This is a genomic window from uncultured Bacteroides sp. (assembly GCF_937912035.1).
GTDB lineage: Bacteria > Bacteroidota > Bacteroidia > Bacteroidales > Bacteroidaceae > Phocaeicola.
This window is the reverse complement of the sequence record NZ_CALDPF010000039.1, coordinates 155,861-178,191: the sequence shown is the minus strand read 5'-3', so window position 1 is coordinate 178,191 and position 22,331 is coordinate 155,861. Positions and strand designations below refer to the sequence as shown.

Genomic DNA, 22,331 nt, shown 5'->3' with positions numbered 1-22,331 from the left:
ACCTTTAAATACTTCCTTCCATTATTTCTTATATTTTCTTTTGAAGCCTTGTATTCACAAATGCAGGATTACAATTTTATGGATAAAATATCTATAAAATCAGCCAATATTACGGACTATAAATATAAAGATACAATAAAATCAGAATGTGGTCTGATAAGACTATCAAACGGCAAAGTAGTTTTTATGACCAGGCAGAACGGTGAAATGAAACCTTTCTTCATAAAAGCTATTGAAACAGGCTATTGGGATACAAGATATGAACCAGACACCAACTACGATTCTGTTTTTAGCGACATGAAATCCATAGGCGCAAATACTGCATTTGTCATGATTCATTGGGAAGATATTGAAACATCTGATAACTGTTTTGACTTTTCTTTCGCAGACATGGTCGCCTCAGCAGCTAAGCGTCAGGGACTTAAAATAAACTGGGTATTGTTTCTGCACACCCAACATAATGGAGTTCCACCTCACGGAGCAGAAAATGCCTGGACTTTTAACCTGGACAACCGAGATTCATGTAACTACACAATGCAATGGCCAAAACAAGGTACAAAAATATACAAGAATGTAAAATCACTCGTCGAAAATGGAGGTATTAGACCATTACATGTATATGGCCATCCTGAAATATTTGTAAGAATCAAAAGGTTAATGAGAAAAATAGCTCAACATTATCGTTACAGTGATACTGTAATAGGAGTACAACTAGGAAACGAAGAAGGATTTAGTTTTCTTGATGAAAGCGATTTCAATCCTATAACAAACAAACTTTATGAAATATGGAAAACCCAAACAAACAAAACCGATTATAACCAATTTAAAAAAGAGGCTATAAACTGGTGGTGGAAACAATTTACAACTGCGTATCATGAAATAGACCCATATAAAATACTATCATTCAATTTAGATGCCGGACAAGCTGAAGCAGGAGACAGAAACAGGATAAATATGACAGGAACCAGTGCTGCAACTTATGCAGATGGTAATCTTGATGCTATCGGAACCATGTTTTACAAACAATGGGGATATAAGGCTATATTAGGTTTGGATGAAAGATACAATGAAAATAGCTATAATTTCAAATTACCAATCCTTATACCTTCAGAAATAGGTATTGGAAAATTCAACAAACCGGAAGATTTCAATAGCTTTGTTATGCACACATTGGAAAGAGCTTCCCAAGGATTCGGCGTATACTGCTACGGAGAAGTCAGAAAAGAACTGCCTGACTCTATTTCAGCTAGAGAAGTTCTAAAAAAGATGTTTTCCAATATTAGAGAAAATGAAAAAATAATTTTTTCCGGACTACCGGGACCTGGAAGTGTGACATGTACTATATCCGAAACACACATGCGGGTAAGCCACCTGAATGCCGAGAATGAAGGAACTCTTGCTATGATTTACATACCAACTCTATCGGAAACAAAAAAACTCATAAAGAGCACAGAAAATTTTAAAATTAATCTATTATCCGAAAAAGATGGTATATTTGAAGTAAGAATATATCAATCCGGCATATTAATAGAGACTTGCATGCTAAAACTTAAAAAGGGAAAACTGAAAACACTGGCAATAGATAAGTTCAAGAATGCAGATCCTATATTCGTTAACATAAGTGCTAAACAATAAATACCATACATAACCATGAAAAGATTATATTTGATTATATCTCTATTATTGGCTTGCGTGTCTATTTGGAGTAGCAATAATTTTCCTAAAGTTATACCAGCATTGCAAAAATGGGAAAGCTCAAAAGGTGTTTTATCTCTGAAAGAAAAAGGAACTATATATATTTCAGAAAAAGACAAACATCAGTTAGAGTGGTGTGCAAAACAGCTTTCAGAGGACATTAAGGAAATGTTCGGTTGGGAGTACAGTATAGAAGTTGGTAAACCTTCGAAAAATGCTATTATATTATCTCTTGGCAAATCATCATCGAAGTTTGGTGATGAGAGTTATGAGATGAAAATTTCCAATAATATAACAATTCAAGCTTCCAATAAGAAAGGTGTATTTTGGGGTACCAGAACGCTATTGCAAATGCTATATAACCAACCTGATGGATTGCAAAAAGGCAAAGCTATAGATTATCCTGAATACCCTAGCAGAGGCTTCATGATTGATGTAGGCAGGAAGTTTTTTTCTTTGGATTTTCTGAAGAAATATATCAAAATTATGTCTTTCTATAAGATGAACGAACTTCAGATACATCTCAATGATAACGGATTCGTTGAATTCTTCAACAATGACTGGAATGATACATATTCGGCATACAGACTGGAAAGCGAAAGATATCCGGGATTAGCGGCTAAAGACGGTCATTACACCAAAGAAGAATTCAGAAACTTGCAGATTATGGCTGCTGAATATGGTATTAAGATTATTCCTGAAATAGATGTACCAGCTCATTCATTGGCTTTTGCTCATTATAATCCCAATCTGGCTGCTTCATGCAAAGAGTATGGTATGGATCATCTTGATTTATACAAAGAAGAAGTATATACATTTGTAGATAATCTGTTTGACGAGTATCTGTCCGGTGAAAATCCTGTTTTCATTGGTGATGAAGTCCACATAGGTACAGATGAATATAACTTGAAAGAGGGAGAACAGTTCAGAGTATTCACCAATCATTGCCTCAGCATGGTGAAGAACTATGGAAAAACACCTCGCTTGTGGGGAAGCCTCAACCAAATGAAAGGCAATACTAAAGTTGATTTGAACGGTACAGTTGTCAGTGCATGGAACTACGGGTGGATGGATATGGAAAGTGCAATAAAAGCCGGCGCCAAAGTTGTCAACATGTGCGACCGTTTTCTATACATTGTACCGGCTGTAAACTATTACCATGATTTTCTGGACTGTAAATGGATTTATGAAAACTGGACACCGGAAATGATGAAAGAAGGGCATAAAATAGAAAAGAATCCTAATATCCTTGGAGCGATGTTTGCCGAATGGAACGACCGTATCGGTAATGGAATATCAGAACAGGATGTACATATACGTGTATTTCCAGCCATGCAGTTATTGTCAGACAAACTTTGGAAAGGCGAAAACCACAATAAGATGTCATACAGTTCATTCGAAAAACTGTGTAAGACTACACCGGAAGCTCCCGGAGTAAATATTGCAGCAAAAGTAAATGCACCAATGAATCTTACGGAATATAATAAAGAAATAAGACTTGACGGAAAAAATAAAATAACAACAGCTGTTAAGGAAATAGGATACCCATATTCTGTAGAATTCGATATTTGTGCTGACCACCAAGACCCAATGATAGATGCTGTACTTTTTAAAGGACCGCATTCGGTTTTTGTAGCCAACTGGCATAATACCGGTAAATTCGCATTTACAAGAGAAGGTTACGAAATGGTATTTCACAATTTTAGTCTCAAACCGGGCGAATGGACAAAAGTTAAGGTTGAAGGTAATAAAGACGGAACTTCACTATATATTAATGGAGAACTTAAAGAGAGACTTGAAGGAAAGATTGGACAGGTTTACAACAAAAAGGCTGAAAGACTGGACAAAATATGGTATCGCGAAACTCTTATATTCCCTTTGGAACAGCTTGGAAATACTGAACAAGGCTTCAAGGGTTCTATAAGAAATTTGAGATGCGAACATACCAATATGAAAGTTGGAAACTTGAAACATTCTACATACGTTATCGGTAGTGGACTTAAAAATATTCCATTTATTGATAAAATCAACTTCAGACAGTTTGACTACATTTATCTGATGGCTGCACCAGACTGGAAATCATTTGATTTTGGAAAGTCACAGAATGAAATAAATAAAATATTAGTAGAAAATCATAAGTATGCTAAAGACAGAAATATGGAAATCATACCATATTTCATAAAAAAAGCACAAGAAAATGACACCAGAGTTATGATATCGTTTGCAGGAGAAGGTTTCATTGATATCGTTAAAGATGAAGTTAAAAGAAAACGGTTCACGACTTTTATGACAGAATTTGCCGGTAAATATAATTATGATGGTATAGAAATAGATTGGGAGAGCGACCTTGACGTTAACTTGCATTGTAAGCTGATGAAAGAAATCAGAACTAAGCTGGACAGTATGGAATCTGAAAAAGGAAGAAAACTATACCTCACCACAGCCCTTCACAGCTGGAGAGTCTATAACAAAGAACTTGCCGACGAACTTGTGAAATACGTAGATTGGATAAATATTATGACATATGACATGGGAGGTGGGATATGGGGAAACCAGGCTGGCCATAACACACCACTTAATGGCATTGAAAGAGAATTGAAGAACTGGGAAGTTTTCAACAAGTCAAAACTAAATATCGGTCTTGCTAATTATGGTTTTAGATATAAGGGTATAAAACCGGGACAAAAAATAGACGGAAAACTTGATAAATATGGTCGTTACTTCAGCTATAATTCATTTCTTCCTCTTCTTAAAGAAGGATGGAGTTCTGAATACGACAACGAAGCAAAAGTGAATTATTTTTATTCACCGGACAAAAATGAATTTATAACAATGGAAACTCCTGAGACAATAAAGACTAAACTTGAATGGATTAAGCAAAAAGAATATCTTGGAGTTTTCTGGTGGGAATTTTCATATGACTCTCATGACTCTGAAAATACAGATGAATATATAAAACATCATTTGATAGATATAGTAAGACAATAAACTAAAATCAATATTAATATGAACAATTTTTATCTCTCGGTTATTCTTGCAGCTGTTTCTCAAACTGCATTGGCTAATAAAAACAGTTCACCCAATATTGTTCTTATAATGTGTGACGACATGGGATTCTCCGATCTTGGTTGCTATGGCAGTGAAATAAGAACTCCCAACATAGACAGACTCGCCAAGGAAGGAGTCCGATTCAGCCAGTTCAAGAATACAGGACGCAGTTGTCCAAGCCGTGCCGCACTGCTTACAGGAAGATACCAGCATCAGGCTGGAATGGGATGGATGGCAGAGGTTGATGAACACCGTCCAGGATACAGGGGGCAGATTGACAAAGAATATCCCACGATTGCCGAAATAATGAAATCTGGTGGATACAGTACATATATGAGTGGAAAATGGCATGTAACTACTACCGGAGGCTATGATTCTCCAAATGGAAGTTATCCTGTGCAGAGAGGATTTGACAGATATTATGGTTGTCTCCATGGTGGTGGAAGCTATTACAAGCCTTCTCCTGTATATAATGACCTTGAAAAAGTCAACAATCTGCCTGATGATTATTATTACACAAATGCCATTACAGACTCTGCAGTATGCTTCGTTAACCGACATAACACTGAAAATCCTATGTTTCTTTATGTGGCACATTATGCTCCTCACCTTCCTTTACAGGCTCCTGAAGAATATGTAATGAAGTGCATAGAAAGATATAAAGTGGGATATGACGTGCTTCGCAGACAAAGATTCGAAAAACAGAAAGAATTGGGCATTGTTCCTACCGATATGGAATTACCAATATTCAATAAAGAGTTCGGAGGAAAGCGCCCGGCATGGGAGGATTTGTCAAAAGAGCAACAGGAAAAGTGGATTAGAGATATGGCTACTTATTCCGCAATGATAGAAATTATGGATGAGGGTATTGGAAAGCTTGTAGATGCCATAAAGAAGAAAGGCATGTATGAAAACACCGTATTTATTTTCCTGAGTGATAACGGTGCTACAGACGAGGGCGGATATATTGGTCAACTCATGTCCGACCTTTCGAACACTCCATATCGCAGTTACAAGAGATGGGTATTCCAGGGTGGTACAAGTACTCCATTTATACTCACATACGGCGACAGAAAGAAGAATAAGATGAAGGGAAAAATATGTAACCAGCCTGCCCATATCATAGATGTTATCCCAACATGTATGGCTTTAGGTAATGTAAGTTATCCTGATAATTTTTCCCATAACGATCTTGAAGGTAAAAATCTTCTACCTGCATCAGAAGGCAAAGCAACAGAAAGCCGGACACTGTATTTCGAACATCAGAGTTCGTGCGCTATAATAGATGGTTCATGGAAGCTTGTAAAGGCAAACCGTGATGAACAATGGGAACTGATAGATCTTAAAACAGACCCTTTCGAAACTACCGATCTATCATCCCAATACCCTGATAAGGTGGAAGAGCTTGAATCCAAATGGATAGAATGGGCAAATACACATAAGGTATTCCCTCTTGAAAATAAGCCATGGACAGAAAGAATTAATTTTTATAAGGCAAAGAACAGTAATCAGACTGGCAAATAAAAATTAATAATATATAGAGTGATTACATGCTTGCAGGAAAAACATAATAGGTATTGGATAATATAGAGAATAAAAAGAACTTGCATGTATCACTCTTTATATCAAGTATTTTTAATAAAAAACAAGAACTATGAATCATAAAATATTTTCTCTTATATCATTAAGTTTATACTGTATTTCTTATTCTACGGCTAAGACTTCCAAGCCTAATATTATTATGTTCCTGGTGGATGATATGGGCTGGCAAGACACTTCAGTTCCATTTTATGATAATGAAGTTACAGAATTGAATTTGCGTTACAATACACCAAACATGGAACGTCTGGCCAAACTAGGCGTAAAATTTACACAAGCTTATTCTTGTGCCATATCATCACCAACAAGATGTAGCCTTATGTCAGGAATGAATGCATCAAGACATAGGGTAACAAACTGGACTCTTGAACTTAATCAGAAAACAGACCAAAGCAGTGATATCATAGAACTTCCGGAATGGAATTATAATGGAATTCAACCTGCAAATAAAAAAGGCATTATTAATAATTCTACGGCAATAACATCTCTACCGCAGATTTTAAAAGATAACGGTTATAAAACAATACATTGCGGTAAAGCTCACTTTGGCGCAAGGACAACTCCTGGTGCCGATCCATCCAATATGGGTTTTGACGTAAATATAGCAGGAGGTCCCAATGGTGCTCCCGGAAGTTATCTGGGAACAAAAAATTTCGGTGAAGGATCCAGATTTGCAGTTAAGGGATTAGAAAAATATCATGGAAAGAATATATTTCTAACAGAAGCATTAACTATAGAGGCTATAAAAGAGATGAAAAAAGCAGTAGAAGAAGATTTACCTTTTTACCTTTATATGTCACATTATGCTGTACACACTCCTATAGAAGATGATAAAAGGTTTAGTGATAACTATAGAGGGAAGTACGACAGACTGTTGAAAACTGAATTAGGAGAGAAAGAGGCAAAATACGCTGCACTTGTAGAAGGTATGGATAAAAGTTTGGGAGATATTATGGATTATATCCAGTCTGATCCTAAACTTGCACAAAATACAATCATTCTTTTTATGTCAGATAATGGTGGACAAGCCTTGGGATATTGTAGAGAAGGTACACCTAATAGAGACCCTAACTATCCGGCAAGAGCAGGCAAAGGCTCTGCTTTCATGGGTGGTGTCAGAGAGCCTATGATTGTTTATTGGCCCAATATAACAAAACCTAACAGCAGCTGTTCCGAAAAAATCATCATTGAAGATTTTTTCCCTACTATAATTGAAATGGCCGGAATAAAGAAATATAAGACCATTCAGAAAATTGACGGTAAAAGTTTTGTAAGATGCTTGAAAAATGTTGATGATATATCTACAAATAAATCCATAGTATGGCATTTCCCGAACTTATGGGGAGAAACTCAGGATATTGAAGAAGGATATGGTGCGTACTCCTCAATTCTTAAAGGAGAGTATCATCTTATTTACCATTGGCAAAACGGTAAAATCAGATTATATAATATAATGGATGATATATCAGAACAGAATGATTTGGCTTCAGAGAAACCTGAAATCGTAAAACAGTTATGTATTGAGTTGTCTGATTATTTGAGAGAAAGAGAAGCTCAAAGGCCTAAGCTTAAAGCCAACGGTAAATCATTGCCTTTCCCGGATGAAATATATTAAGTTTATTAGAAGTCTCATCGTTTACATAAAGTATTTGTAATATTTTAAATATCGTATATCTATGAAAAAGGTATTATTATTTTTTGTTTGTATATTATTTAATTTTTCGTATGCTTTAACTTTAAAAGCATCAACCGTATTTCATCAGCCGGAATATTCCACGGCTGGGTTCTATCAGCTGAATAACACCGGTAGAACAGTCTATAGTATGAACCCTGCATGGCGTTTCTTTAAAGGCAAGGTACAGGGTGCGGAGGAAATAAACTTTGATGACAGCAATTGGACACTGGTATCTCTTCCTGACGGAATGGAAACACTTCCTACCGAGGCTAGCGGTTGTATAAATTACCAGGGTGAAGTTTGGTACCGAAAACATTTTACTCCTGAAGAGGAATGGAAAGGTAAAAGGCTGTTTCTGCATTTTGAAGCCATTATGGGTAAATCAAAGGTATGGATTAACGGCAAACTTGTTAAAGAACATTTTGGCGGATTCCTTCCAGTAATATCCGATGTAACAGATTACCTTGTGTACGGAAAAGATAATATTATAACCGTATGGGCAGACAATAGCGATGACCCTTCTTATCCTCCCGGAAAGCAGCAGGATATGCTTGATTTCGCTTATTTTGGTGGAATATATCGTGACTGCTGGATGATAGCCCATAATAATGTTTTTATAACCGATCCGAATTATGAAAATGAAACTGCTGGTGGAGGTTTGTTTGTTTCTTATAATAATGTATCAGAAAAATCGGCCGACATACGCCTTGATGCTCACATCAGAAACATGTCGGTAAAATCATTTTCCGGCAGAGTGGAATACGAACTTTATAACATGGATGGAAAAAGAATACTTTCTACAGGAAAGAATTTCTCCGTATCAAAAGGTAAAGCACGTAAAACAACTGTAAACGTTAATGTTGAGACACCACATCTTTGGGAACCGGATTCTCCTTATTTGTATCAGCTTCATGTGTTGGTAAAAGATAAGGAAGGTAATATAATTGACGGATATCGAAGAAGAATCGGCATACGAAGTATTGAGTTTAAAGGTAAAGATGGTTTCTGGCTTAACGGAAAACCTTACCCCTACCCTCTTATCGGAGCTAACAGACATCAGGATTTTGCTGTAATTGGTAATGCCTTGTCAAACAGCCTGCACTGGAGAGATGCAAAGAAATTGCGCGACGCAGGTCTGAGAGTGATAAGAAATGCTCACTATCCTCAAGACCCTGCTTTTATGGACGCATGCGACGAACTGGGACTTTTTGTGATAGTAAATACACCAGGATGGCAGTTCTGGAACGATGCACCTGTATTTGCCCAAAGAGTATACAGTGATATAAGAAATATGGTAAGACGCGACCGTAATCACCCTTCAGTATGGATGTGGGAACCAATTCTAAACGAAACATGGTATCCGGAAGATTTTGCCAAGAACGTAGTTGATATTCTGCATGAAGAATATCCATATCCTTATTGTTATGCAGGTTGTGACGTGACTGCAAGAGGAAGCGAATATTTCCCTATTCATTTCACACATCCTCTTAACGGAGCAGGCGGTGCTTTTAATACTCAAACTATGAATCCTAAGATTTCGTATTTTACACGTGAATGGGGAGACAATGTTGATGACTGGAACTCACATAATTCTCCTAGCCGTGTGAACAGGGCTTGGGGTGAAGTTCCTATGTTGATTCAAGCACAGGGATATGCAAAGACAGACTATAAATATACATGCTATGACGCTCTTTACAGAAACAGCCGTCAGCACATGGGAGGATGTCTGTGGCATTCGTTTGACCATCAGCGCGGATATCATCCTGATCCATTCTATGGAGGTATAATGGATGCTTTCCGTCAACCTAAATTATCGTATTACATGTTTTGTTCGCAACGTCCGACCGAGAAGAATGACAAACTTATTTCTGAAACAGGTCCTATGGTATATATTGCCAATGCAATGACACCGTTCTCGCCTAAAAATGTAACCGTATATAGTAACTGTGATGAGGTTCGTTTAACTTATTGTAAGGACGGAAAACAGTTGGTATATAAGAAAGAAAAAACTACAGACGGAATGCCTTCGCCCATAATTACATTTGAAAATGTATGGGATGTGATGTATGATAAAAAGCTTGCCCGTGAAAGAAAACATAATGACTCTTACTTGCTGGCAGAAGGTTTGATAGACGGCAAGGTTGTAGCCACTCATAAAGTTATGCCAACACGTCGCCCTTCTAAACTTATATTATGGGCAGATAATGAAAATATGGATCTGGAAGCAAACGGTTCTGATTTAGTTACTGTTGTTGCTGCTGTTGCAGATGATAAAGGGAACATCAAGCGACTGAACAATTACCATATCAAGTTCGAAATTGAGGGTAACGGTGAACTTGTAGCAGATAATAATACTTTCACTAACCCTCGCGAAGTACAATGGGGAACTGCTCCTGTACTGGTTCGTTCCAATACCGATGCCGGTGATATAAAAGTTAAGGCTTCAGTTGTATTTGAAGGAATCCATACTCCTTTATCTGCCGAACTTACAATTAAAACTGTTGAGTCAAAACATAAGCTTATTGCTGACAAGAATGAGATTTCCCTTCTTCTGAAAGGTAATAGAATAACAAATAAATCAATATCTGAGAAAGAAAATGATTATGAAGAGGAGATTAAAAGACTTCAACAGGAACTTAGCCGATTAAAACTTAAAGAGGTTGAGAAACAACAGAGTGATTTTGAGTAAAATTTTGATTCCTTATACTCCCCCAAAAAATGCGGTCAAATTTCAGATAAAACGTGGTCACGTTTTATCTGAAATTTGACCGCATTTTTTTCGAATTTACCCAAGTCCTGAAAACGGGAATTTTGGAGACGCTAAAAAAAACTTTTTTTATCATATAAATTACTTCAAAAAAACAGTTTTTTTCTTTAGATTTGTAATCAAGCTAAAACAAATCATCTTAAAAACGACCAGCTATGGACTTGAACAAACTGAAATTGACTTTATCCTGCATTATTATCTCAGGATTTGTATTCACCGGATGTACTAAAGAAGAAAATAGTGATAATCCTGAAGATACATCAAAAATAACAGAAGAAACAAAGTATGCGAACAGATTCGCAAGAGAAGCATTGGAAATATATTATTACTGGAACGAGGAGATTTCAAAAGATCTTAACCAACTTGATCCGGAAAAGAATAGTGACCCTATATCAACTGTTGAAAAAATAAGATATCACAACGGAACTAACGAGATAGACAAATGGACTATGCTGACTGACAACATGGACGAGTTTACAAGCAGTGTAGAGGGGGTAACTACTACATACGGATATACTCCTAAAGTTTATTTACTTAGTGAAAACTCCAACGAAGTTATAGCAGCTGTAGCATTTGTCTCAGAAAACAGTCCTGCCGAAAAAGCTGGAATTAAAAGAGGAGATTTGATATATAAAATAGATGGTAAAACACTTACTACAGAAAATTACCTTGATCTATTTTATTCTTCTCAAATAAAACTTTCACTTGCAAAACTGGTTGGTAATAATATAACACCAACTACTGAATTGTCATTGGCTGCTGTTGAAATGTACGAAAGCCCTATTTTGTGCGACTCTGTATATAATTTCAATGGCAAGAAAGTTGGATACCTTGCATACAGCAGCTTCGACCTGAAATCTATCCCTGAACTTATAAACATATGCAAGAAATTTAAGAATGAGGGAATTAAGGAACTTATTCTAGACCTCAGATATAATGGAGGAGGATATGTAATTACCGAGAATGTTTTGGCATCAATGTTTGCCCCACAGATTAATGTTACAAATAAATATGTTTTCGAAAAAGAAGATTATAATGACTTCTTTACTGAATACTATGAACAAGAAGGTATTTCTACTATCACAAGATTCGAAACAGAATATAATTATGATGAAATAGACCTGAATATAAGTACAAAAGACGCAAACATCGGTCTGGAAAAAATCTATGGTATCATAACAGGCAACAGTGCATCGGCTTCTGAAGCTCTTCTATCAGGATTAATGCCATATATGGATATAGAACTTATAGGTGAGCAGTCGCACGGTAAATATTGCACTGGATGGATGCTTGCAGCAAAGGATGCATACGATAAAGTTCCACAAGCCATAAAGAATTGGGGTATTTATGTTATGGTGAGCATATATAAAAATGCAAATGACGAAACACCTTGTATGCCAAACGGTCTTACACCTGATGTAGAAGCAGAAGATAACCCTCTGGAAACATATCAGCTTGGTGACGAAAACGAAGCTATGCTAAAAGTAGCACTTGAGAAAGCCGGAAAAGTATATCCTGCATCAAGATCGCAAGAAACATATACTCCTAATCTGAAAGCAATAGAGACTCCCCAAAAGGCAAACTTCGGAAGAAGAATCATCATTCCTTTACAATCACGTATGCCTGGTATCGAGTAGAAGACAGAACAGGAGTAAGAGTGAGATATCCGTTTTTAATACGACCATCGGAATCAAGAACCAAAGGTTGATCGGACAACATTTTCCGATGAGACAGCAGAGCTTCGCCATCTGAATTATAATGTTCTGTAACAAAATAGCCATGTGAGGATGAAGATAGGTATCTGTCATAAATGATGCGTGACACGACACCCATATTCATCCTCATATTTATTTCTACACATGGGTGTAACAATATCTTTTCGTTTTGAAGACACAACATCATATCCACTCCGAAATAACCAGTATAAGCTCCTGCTATCATTTTGCTTAATATACCTATCAATCGCCTGCGTACTTCACGCAATGTGTCCAACGGAATATTGTAAGAAAGCAAACGTGTTTCTATCTCATCATCAGACAATAATAAATTCTGCTTATAATTGCCAAAAGCATCAGTCTCAAACAATGAATAGCCGGCAAAAGACACACTACCTCCGGGAGAAGAATAGAACTCCATTGCAAAATCGCACACCTTATTATATATTGGTTCAGCCATTACACATCCTTGAGTGCGAATAATACGTGAAATCCACCCTTCAATATTTTTACTCCATGCATCAGAAGATACATGACAAAGACCTCTGCCACTACCTGACCATGGAGATTTAAGTATAAGTTTACCGTATATTTGAAGACAGTTTTTCACATCTTCCATGCTATAACAGCAAAAGGCCTTTCCACATGTAGAATCAACAACGGAAAGTTCTGACAATACATCTACACACCTCTGCCTGCCGGACAAGAAACGTATTTTATCCAGTGTCTCATGATTTGGCAAAAAACTGCTGTCGACCCCGTCTTTAACAAGCGTATGCACTAAGGAAGGGCTCCAACCCCAAGGCACAATATCGCATACAAAACTGTTTTCAACAAATCTTGACTTCTCAAATTTTCTGAATTCAGATACCTGGGAAATAAAAGTTTCAACCGTATCGATATCGTAGATTCTAATATATGCATCATCAGTAGCATACCAGACTGGGAGGAAACACAAATCGACACTCATGCGAAGTATTTCCGATGATACTTTAAAATATGGAGTGAAATTAGCCAAGGCCATGTCGTGCCAAGGATTGAATATATATAACAACTTTTCCATCGTTTCTTCACAGATTTTTATCTACAAAGATATACTAAAAAAATAATTTTTGCTATGTCTAGTTTGCAATATTATGAACTATTCGTATATTTGCACCGAAGTAAAGAATATATTCATGGAGGCTTTTTACAGAACACATTCTTATTTAGTAGAACATACCAATGCTCCCGTACGCAGAGATCTTATGGACGAAATAGACTGGAGTGCACGTCTGATTGGTATTAAAGGAACGAGAGGAGTTGGTAAAACTACTTTCCTGTTGCAATATGCAAAAGAGAAGTTTGGTTTTGACCGTTCTTGCCTTTATGTAAACATGAATAATTTTTATTTTTCACAAGTAAATCTGGTTGATTTTGCTTCAGATTTCATTAAACGTGGAGGTAAGGTTCTCCTAATTGACCAGGTTTTCAAACTTCCGGATTGGAGTAAATCATTACGAACATGTTATGATAGATTTCCTAACCTGAAAATTGTTTTTACAGGTTCATCAGTAATGAGATTAAAAGAAGAAAATCCTGAGCTGAACGGAATAGTAAAATCATATAACTTAAGAGGTTTCTCATTCAGGGAATTTCTTAATCTGCAAACTGGAAACAATTTCTCAAAATACACTCTTGAAGAAATACTTAACAATCACGAACACATTGCAAAAACTATATTGCCACATGTAAATCCAACTCAATATCTTCAGGATTATATACATCATGGATTCTATCCTTTTTTTCTTGAAAAAAGAAATTTCTCAGAAAATCTACTTAAAACCATGAATATGATGGTAGAAGTAGATATTCTGTTAATAAAACAAATTGAACTAAAATATCTATCGAAAATAAAAAAATTACTATATTTACTGGCGGTTGATGGGCCAGGAGCTCCAAACGTGAGTCAACTGGCAGAGGAAATACAAACTTCAAGGGCTACTGTAATGAACTATATAAAATATCTGGCAGACGCAAGACTTATAAATATGGTTTATCCTAAAGGTGAAGATTTCCCTAAAAAGCCTTCAAAAATAATGATGCACAACACAAGCCTGATGTATAGTATATATCCGGTTAAAGTTGAAGAACAGGATGTTTTGGAAACTTTTTTTGTAAATTCATTGTGGAAAGACCATAAAATCAATAAGGGAGACAAAGGAACATCTTTCCTTGTTGACAATAATATCCACTTTAGAATTTGTGCTGAAGGAGGTAAATTCAAAACCAATCCGAACGTTTATTACGCAATGCACAAACTGGAATTGGGACATGGTAACCAGATTCCGTTGTGGATGTTTGGATTTTTATATTAAACGAGAATACAAGTTCTTATTAACTAATTATTATAATTTAGTAATTGTATGACTAAACAAAAAAAATTCATCACTTGTGATGGTAACCAGGCTGCAGCACATATCTCGTATATGTTCTCAGAAGTAGCAGCTATCTATCCTATCACTCCATCTTCTACAATGGCTGAATATGTAGATGAATGGGCTGCCGCAGGACGTAAAAACATCTTCGGCGAAACAGTTCTTGTTCAGGAAATGCAGTCAGAAGGCGGTGCAGCAGGTGCTGTACACGGATCTCTTCAGGCTGGTGCACTGACTACTACTTACACTGCATCTCAGGGTCTTCTTCTTATGATCCCTAACATGTATAAGATTGCAGGTGAATTCCTTCCATGTGTATTCCACGTATCAGCTCGTACACTTGCTTCTCACGCATTGTGTATCTTCGGTGACCATCAGGACGTTATGTCTTGCCGTCAGACAGGTTTCGCTATGCTTTGCGAAGGTTCTGTACAGGAAGTTATGGACTTGGCCGGTGTTGCTCACTTGTCAACTATCAAATCACGCGTTCCATTCTTGAACTTCTTCGATGGTTTCCGTACTTCACACGAAATACAGAAAATCGAAATGTTGGAAAACGAAGACCTCGCTCCACTTATCGACCAGAAAGCTTTGGCTGAATTCCGTGAACGTGCACTAAGCCCTAACAAGCCAGTTGCACGCGGTATGGCTGAAAACCCAGACCACTTCTTCCAGCACAGAGAATCATGCAACCCATTCTATGATGCAGTTCCTGCTATCGTAGAAGAATATATGAACGAAATCAGCAAGATTACAGGACGTAACTACGGCTTGTTCAACTACTATGGTGCTGAAGACGCTGAACGCGTAATCATCGCTATGGGTTCTGTAACAGAAGCTGCTCGCGAAGCTATCGACCACTTGATGGCTAACGGCGAAAAAGTTGGTTTGGTTTCTGTACACTTGTATCGTCCGTTCTCAGCTAAACACTTCTTGGCTGCTGTACCTAAGACTGCTAAACGTATCGCAGTTCTTGACCGTACAAAAGAACCTGGAGCTAACGGTGAACCTCTTTACCTTGACGTTAAAGACTGCTTCTACGGACAGGAAAATGCTCCTGTTATCGTTGGCGGACGCTACGGTCTTGGTTCTAAGGATACAACTCCTGCTCAGATCCTTTCTGTTTACGAAAACTTGGCTTTGCCTACTCCAAAAGACCACTTCACAATCGGTATAGTTGACGACGTTACATTCACTTCTCTTCCTAAGAAAGAAGAAATCGCTCTTGGCGGCGAAGGTATGTTCGAAGCTAAATTCTACGGACTTGGTGCTGACGGTACTGTAGGTGCTAACAAGAACTCAGTTAAGATTATCGGTGACAACACTAACAAATATTGCCAGGCATACTTCTCTTACGACTCTAAGAAGTCTGGTGGTTTCACTTGCTCTCACTTGCGTTTCGGTGATCACCCAATCCGCTCTACATACTTGGTAACTACTCCTAACTTCGTAGCTTGCCACGTACAGGCTTATTTGCACATGTACGATGTAACTCGCGGTTTGCGTAAGAACGGTACTTTCCTTCTTAACACAATCTGGGAAGGTGAAGAACTTGCTAAGAACTTGCCTAACAAGGTTAAGAAATATTTCGCAGAAAACAATATCACTGTTTACTACATCAACGCAACTAAGATTGCTCAGGAAATCGGTCTTGGTAACCGTACTAACACAATCCTTCAGTCTGCATTCTTCCGTATCACAGGCGTTATCCCTGTAGAACTTGCTGTAGAACAGATGAAGAAATTTATCGTTAAGTCTTACGGTAAGAAGGGTGAAGACGTTGTAAACAAGAACTATGCTGCTGTTGACCGCGGTGGTGAATACAAACAGCTTACTGTAGATCCAGCATGGGCTAGCCTCGAAGTTGAAGGTGCTGCTGCTAACAACGATCCAGCATTCATTAACGAAGTTGTTCGTCCTATCAACGCTCAGGATGGTGACTTGCTTCCAGTTTCTGCATTCAAGGGTATCGAAGACGGTACTTGGCATCAGGGAACAGCTAAATACGAAAAACGTGGTGTAGCTGCTTTCGTTCCAGAATGGAATGCTGAAAACTGTATCCAGTGTAACAAGTGTGCTTACGTTTGTCCTCACGCTGCTATCCGTCCATTCGTTCTTGACGCTAACGAACAGGCTGGTGCTAACTTCACTACATTGAAGGCTGTAGGTAAGCAGTTCGACGGTATGACATTCCGTATGCAGGTTGACGTAATGGACTGCTTGGGTTGCGGTAACTGTGCTGACGTATGTCCGGGTAATCCTAAGAAGGGTGGTAAGGCTCTTACTATGAAACCTCTTGAAACTCAGCTTGCTGAAGCTGCTAACTGGACTTACTGCGCTGAAAACGTTAAGAGCAAACAGCACTTGGTTGACATCAAGGCTAACGTTAAGAACTCTCAGTTCGCTACTCCATTGTTCGAGTTCTCTGGAGCTTGCTCTGGTTGTGGTGAAACTCCATACGTTAAATTGATTTCTCAGTTGTTCGGTGACCGTGAAATGGTAGCTAATGCAACAGGATGTTCTTCTATCTATTCTGGTTCAGTTCCTTCAACTCCATATACTACTAACGAAAAGGGTCAGGGTCCAGCATGGGCTAACTCATTGTTCGAAGACTTCTGCGAATTCGGTCTTGGTATGGAATTGGCTAACAAGAAACTCCGCAACCGTCTGGAAGAAGCTATGAAGGCTGCTATCGCTGCTGAAGGTACTCCAGCTGAATATAAAGAAGCATTCCAGGAATGGATTGACGGCCGCAACGATGCTGACAAGAGCAAAGCTGCTGCTGAAAAGATCATCCCTATGGTAGAAGCTGCTAAAGATAAGTGCTCTTACTGCGCTACTATCGCTGAATTCAAAGACTACTTGGTAAAACGCTCACAGTGGATTATCGGTGGTGACGGTGCTTCTTACGATATAGGTTACGGTGGTCTTGACCACGTTATCGCTTCTGGCGAAGATGTAAACATCCTTGTACTTGATACAGAAGTTTACTCTAACACTGGTGGTCAGTCATCTAAGGCTACTCCTCTTGGTGCTATCGCTAAATTCGCTGCATCTGGTAAGAGAGTACGTAAGAAAGACCTTGGTATGATCGCTACAACTTACGGATATGTTTACGTTGCACAGATTGCAATGGGTGCTGACCAGGCTCAGACATTGAAGGCTATCCGCGAAGCTGAAGCTTATCCAGGTCCATCATTGGTTATCGCTTACGCTCCATGTATCAATCACGGTTTGAAAGCTGGTATGGGTAAATCTCAGGCTGAAGAGGCTAAGGCTGTAGAATGTGGTTACTGGCACTTGTGGCGCTTCAACCCAGCATTGGAAGAGGAAGGTAAGAACCCATTCTCACTCGACTCTAAAGAACCAAACTGGGAAGGATTCCAGGATTATCTGAAGGGCGAAGTTCGTTTCGCTTCTGTAGCTAAACAGTATCCTACTGAAGCTGCTGACTTGTTCGCTGCTTGCGAAGACATGGCTAAGAAACGTTATGCTTCTTACAAGCGCATGGCTGCAATGGACTGGAGCAACGAAGAATAATCTCTAACACAGATTAATATAATACAAAAGACGGCTCAAATACTTTATGTAGTGGGCCGTCTTTTGATTTTAAATAAATCCTAGTTCGGGACAAAAGAGAAAACAAAGGATTGTGTAAAATCTTTTATCATTACTTTATCGTGACATTATGTCTTTAATATTCAAATACTAATAGATTACCAATTTACAAATACAAAAAAACAATCCCACCAAAAATAGAATTTTAGTGGGACATATGTAAATATTATTAGGCGAATCTATTTGTTGATATATTTTAATATTTCGGAAGCTATCATAAGAAAACTTCCAGTAGAATATCCTCTATTATTTTTCTTCTCTACTAATCCAGGTTTTGCCGCAACCATCTGAGTCCAACCAACTTCTCCTTCTGTATTTACAGCTTTAACCATTGCTTCCCAACCTTTTTTTACAATTGGCAAATAAGTTTTTTCATCCAAAAGTCCTGAATTGATTCCATACAACATTGCGTATGTATAAAGTCCAGTTCCACTAGTCTCAGGCATAGGATAAATATCAGGACTTAAAAGATCAGAACGCCAATAACCATCCTTACCTTGTAAAGAAGCAATTTTCTCACACATTTCACGGAACAAGCTTTCATAATATGGACGATATTTCTTGTCATTAATAGGAATAGTCTTTAAGATTTCAGCAAGTCCTCCCAAAACCCAACCATTACCACGACTCCAGAAAATCTTCTTTCCCATTGAATTATGTTTTCCAAAATAATTGGCATCTCTATAAAATAAATGTTCATCTTTATCATAAAGATGTTCATAACATGCAATGAACTCTTTATGCATAAACTTCAAATATTGCTTATTACCAGTCAAAGTATACAAACGTGTAAACACGGCCGGAGCCATATACAAAGCATCACACCACCACCATCTGTCACTTCTCCCTTTTGTTATATCTATATTCTCTGCAGGGGGATTATTTATAATCCAATCAATACGAGCTTTTGTAGGAATCATCATAGAATTCTTCTTAAATTTTGCGTACATATCAAGATATACCTGTCCAACACAAATATCATCACCATGATACATTCTGTCACCAAGCTGCCAATAGAAACGTGAAAAGATTCGGTTCATAAAATCAAAATAAGTCTTATTATCTGTTGCTTCTGCCCAATCAAACAAGCCATTGTAAAGAACACCACTAACCCATCCTTTATCGCAATAACTACGATTTTTTTTATAAGTGTTCATTGTCCAATCAAATACAGAATTGGCAACATTATAAACGTCTTCTTTATTCCATTCTGAGCTAAAACCTTTAAATTCTTGGTTTATTCTTATAGCCGTGTCATATTTCTTAAAATGAGGATAACTATAATTATACATCCATAAAACTGCTGGTTGACCGTTTTTATAGTTACGAACTACATACGGTCTTACATTGTCACGTTCAGATTCGCTTGTTACAGACTCTTTAATCCATTTCTTATTACCACCAATGAAAGTCCATTTTTCTATTTCAAATACATTTTCTATTGGACGTGATGTATATACTATATTAGGATTTTCATGATCCAAATAAACTCCACCAGAATAATTTTCTTCAGATTCAAAATAATTCTTGTTATTATAATCATTTCTCATAAAACACAGGGAAGCATCAGTTATTTTATGATTCTCCCAACCTTTACCATTCCACCTTGCATACCAATACGAATGAATACTGTTAGCATGAGAAAATCTTGCGTAGACAAGGACTGGATTCTCTTTTTTATCAAAAGCAATATCCCAAATCCATGCTTTATCAAAAGTTTTCGTTGCATCGTAAACCTTATCTACCTGCGATGGTGTTACAGATCCCAGCGTATCAGAAACTACAGAACCATCAGCCTTACATAACTTTCCTTTATCATACATCATAAAATAAATTGAATTAGTTGCCCTGTTTCGAGGATGGGCATCTGTAAATGCAAAAAATATTTTATCCTTATGATTTGTAGTTATCTTTGTATAAGGTCTCCCGTAATCACCATATTCAGGATCATTACGTACTATATTAATTGGTTCACTCCATTTTTTCAAGTCATCAGAATAAACACATGTAGGTTTAAAATCCCTCCCACGGAAAAAAAGATAAACACGATTATCCTCAGAAGAAAGCATCGCAGGGTTACTATAACAAATTCCCAAATCACCTTCCATCTTAGGATTTATAATTTGTATGTCCTCCCATTCCGAAATATTTGAGGGATATTTACTTATGCGATAATACATAGGAGAGTTTTTTGTTCCCCCATGAGCTGAAAAGAACATGACCAGACGGTTATCATGCAATTTCATTATAGACGGATTAGCATGATCATCATAATCAAGTTTATCATACAATTTATATTGCTCCTTTTCATGAGTCTGAGGATTATAAGAAAAAGCCCATATACTACCTTCTTTATCAACAAATCCACCAAACATTTTATCACCAATATAAATAGCTCTAGGATCAGAAAACCAGCACCATGCTCCGTCTTTTGTTAATACTTCATAATCTTCTGAATAAGAAGGCACTTCTTTTTCCTGAGAAACCACAATTTGTGGTATACCCATCATTGATACAAATAAGGTAATAAAAATAATATTATTAAAAGTTCTATATTTAAACATCTTTCTTAAATTTATTAGTTTCTAATAGCATGATCCGCTTTAACATCTTCGCCATTCCAAGCTTTTAAGCCTGTCCATGACGTAAATGGTTCACTCCAAAAAGGGTCTGTTTCCGGCAATCCTAAAGCCAGAAATCCTGATGTACATAAATAAGTACTACCAGTATTAATATATCCTTCAGACATATTAATCTGACTTCCGGCAAAACCTATACGTAACCAACCATTATCACAAAATGTATTTGGTGCAGAAAACTGACGTGAAATAACGGCAGTCAAAGCACACCTCACCTGAGACGGGACAACAGACTTTGGGAGCTTATGAATCAATGAAGCATGAGCAAGAGCATGAAATGCCCCAACACGATAAACAATTGAACGACCAACTACAGGATAAGCACCTTCTGGGGAAATCATTCTTTCTTGCTGTTCTGCATATCTGGTCAAACGTTTCAACTGAACAGGTAAAAACTCATCATAACCTTCTAAATCGTGTTTAACCATAACATTAAGTACATCAGTCAGCATAGGATGAATGACAAAACTGTTATAGTAGTCAGCATGATAAGCAGGACCGTCACCATATACACCATCTCCCTTATACCATTTATCGCGGAAAGTATCAACACCGTATGTCAGACGTTCCATATCACATTCACCTGTAAACTCAAGCAATGCAGCCTCAACCATAGATGCGAAAAGAAGCCAATTGTTCTGTCCTGGCTTAATTCCACGAGAACGTTTCAGTTCAGTAATCATCCGTTCCTTTGTTACATCATCCATTCTACCCCACAACTGTTTTGGGGCACGCAATAATCCCTGAGCCAGAAATGCTGCGTCAACAAGCGGTTGTGAAGGAGTACCAAAATCGAGATAATCAGGAGAAGAAGGATTTACGGCATTTGAAAGTCCCTTTAAAGCTAACTCTATGTATTTTGCACGCAATTTACCTTCCTCTGTATTATCTTCTCCAAGTTCAAGCCACGGAGAAATACCACAAACAGTTCTTCCAACTGCCTCAAGATGAGAATATTTCTTTACTCTATTCTTATCTAAAGACTCCTGAGGCATATTCATCTTTAAAGTATTATTGGCTAGATTAATAAGAACTGGATCTGCTATTTTAGTTAGAGTTTTGACCCACAACTCTCTATCTTCTTTCCCTGTTTTTACGGTTTCATTCTTCTCTGGTTGAGTACATGATGCAAGCATTAAAATAAATACTAAACATAAA

11 protein-coding genes and 1 pseudogene are annotated in these 22,331 nt (G+C 37.5%); 9 read left to right on the top strand and 3 right to left on the bottom strand.

Annotated features, from left to right (window positions below):
- Positions 1-78 precede the first annotated feature (78 nt).
- The 7 genes and pseudogenes from Q0486_RS11705 (at position 79) to Q0486_RS11675 (ending at position 12,421) form a co-directional block, all read left to right on the top strand.
- The gene (locus Q0486_RS11705; RefSeq protein WP_299233435.1) at positions 79-1,635 is read left to right on the top strand and encodes a beta-galactosidase; all 1,557 of its coding nucleotides are present in this window, start codon (positions 79-81) and stop codon (positions 1,633-1,635) included.
- Between the two features lie 15 nt (positions 1,636-1,650).
- A pseudogene (locus Q0486_RS11700) lies at positions 1,651-3,633 on the top strand (family 20 glycosylhydrolase); the annotation flags it as partial.
- A 12-nt stretch (positions 3,634-3,645) separates the two neighbouring features.
- Entirely contained in the window at positions 3,646-4,683 is a 1,038-nt protein-coding gene (locus Q0486_RS11695; RefSeq protein WP_363317994.1) for a glycoside hydrolase family 18 protein, read from the top strand.
- 18 nt (positions 4,684-4,701) lie between these two features.
- Positions 4,702-6,267 (top strand): arylsulfatase, encoded by a 1,566-nt coding sequence (locus Q0486_RS11690; protein ID WP_299233432.1) that lies wholly within the window; start codon positions 4,702-4,704, stop codon positions 6,265-6,267.
- A gap of 130 nt (positions 6,268-6,397) precedes the next feature.
- A complete protein-coding gene (locus tag Q0486_RS11685) occupies positions 6,398-7,957 on the top strand; it encodes a sulfatase (RefSeq protein ID WP_299233429.1) in 1,560 nt (519 codons plus the stop codon).
- Positions 7,958-8,018: 61 nt separating this feature from the next.
- Entirely contained in the window at positions 8,019-10,706 is a 2,688-nt protein-coding gene (locus Q0486_RS11680) for a glycoside hydrolase family 2 TIM barrel-domain containing protein (protein WP_299233426.1), read from the top strand.
- Between the two features lie 233 nt (positions 10,707-10,939).
- Positions 10,940-12,421, top strand: coding sequence for a S41 family peptidase (locus Q0486_RS11675; protein WP_299233423.1), 1,482 nt, complete (start codon positions 10,940-10,942; stop codon positions 12,419-12,421).
- Here the strand turns inward: Q0486_RS11675 and Q0486_RS11670 are convergent.
- Positions 12,384-13,562, bottom strand: a complete 1,179-nt coding sequence (locus Q0486_RS11670; RefSeq protein WP_299233420.1) for a hypothetical protein — start codon at positions 13,560-13,562, stop codon at positions 12,384-12,386. The genes Q0486_RS11675 and Q0486_RS11670 overlap by 38 nt on opposite strands.
- A 115-nt stretch (positions 13,563-13,677) precedes the next feature.
- Between Q0486_RS11670 and Q0486_RS11665 the strand changes: the two genes are divergently transcribed.
- Positions 13,678-14,856, top strand: coding sequence for an AAA family ATPase (locus Q0486_RS11665; protein WP_299233559.1), 1,179 nt, complete (start codon positions 13,678-13,680; stop codon positions 14,854-14,856).
- A gap of 48 nt (positions 14,857-14,904) precedes the next feature.
- On the top strand, positions 14,905-18,456 hold the full coding sequence (nifJ, locus tag Q0486_RS11660) for a pyruvate:ferredoxin (flavodoxin) oxidoreductase (RefSeq protein ID WP_299233417.1): 3,552 nt from the start codon (positions 14,905-14,907) through the stop codon (positions 18,454-18,456).
- A 257-nt stretch (positions 18,457-18,713) separates the two neighbouring features.
- On the opposite strand, the gene Q0486_RS11655 is transcribed toward nifJ, so the two are convergent.
- Positions 18,714-21,098 carry a glycoside hydrolase family 88 protein gene (locus Q0486_RS11655; protein ID WP_299233414.1) on the bottom strand — a complete coding sequence of 795 codons (2,385 nt, stop codon included), beginning with the start codon at positions 21,096-21,098 and terminating at the stop codon, positions 18,714-18,716.
- Between the two features lie 14 nt (positions 21,099-21,112).
- The gene (locus Q0486_RS11650; RefSeq protein ID WP_299233556.1) at positions 21,113-22,309 is read right to left on the bottom strand and encodes a DUF2264 domain-containing protein; all 1,197 of its coding nucleotides are present in this window, start codon (positions 22,307-22,309) and stop codon (positions 21,113-21,115) included.
- Between the last annotated feature and the right edge of the window lie 22 nt (positions 22,310-22,331).

Coding starts and splice junctions, on each gene's coding strand:
- Q0486_RS11680 (WP_299233426.1), top strand. CDS start 8,019: ATGAAAAAGGTATTATTATTTTTTGTTTGTATATTATTTAATTTTTCG.
- Q0486_RS11675 (WP_299233423.1), top strand. CDS start 10,940: ATGGACTTGAACAAACTGAAATTGACTTTATCCTGCATTATTATCTCA.
- Q0486_RS11685 (WP_299233429.1), top strand. CDS start 6,398: ATGAATCATAAAATATTTTCTCTTATATCATTAAGTTTATACTGTATT.
- Q0486_RS11670 (WP_299233420.1), bottom strand. CDS start 13,562: ATGGAAAAGTTGTTATATATATTCAATCCTTGGCACGACATGGCCTTG.
- nifJ (WP_299233417.1), top strand. CDS start 14,905: ATGACTAAACAAAAAAAATTCATCACTTGTGATGGTAACCAGGCTGCA.
- Q0486_RS11655 (WP_299233414.1), bottom strand. CDS start 21,098: ATGTTTAAATATAGAACTTTTAATAATATTATTTTTATTACCTTATTT.
- Q0486_RS11705 (WP_299233435.1), top strand. CDS start 79: ATGGATAAAATATCTATAAAATCAGCCAATATTACGGACTATAAATAT.
- Q0486_RS11690 (WP_299233432.1), top strand. CDS start 4,702: ATGAACAATTTTTATCTCTCGGTTATTCTTGCAGCTGTTTCTCAAACT.
- Q0486_RS11695 (WP_363317994.1), top strand. CDS start 3,646: ATGAAAGTTGGAAACTTGAAACATTCTACATACGTTATCGGTAGTGGA.
- Q0486_RS11650 (WP_299233556.1), bottom strand. CDS start 22,309: ATGCTTGCATCATGTACTCAACCAGAGAAGAATGAAACCGTAAAAACA.
- Q0486_RS11665 (WP_299233559.1), top strand. CDS start 13,678: ATGGAGGCTTTTTACAGAACACATTCTTATTTAGTAGAACATACCAAT.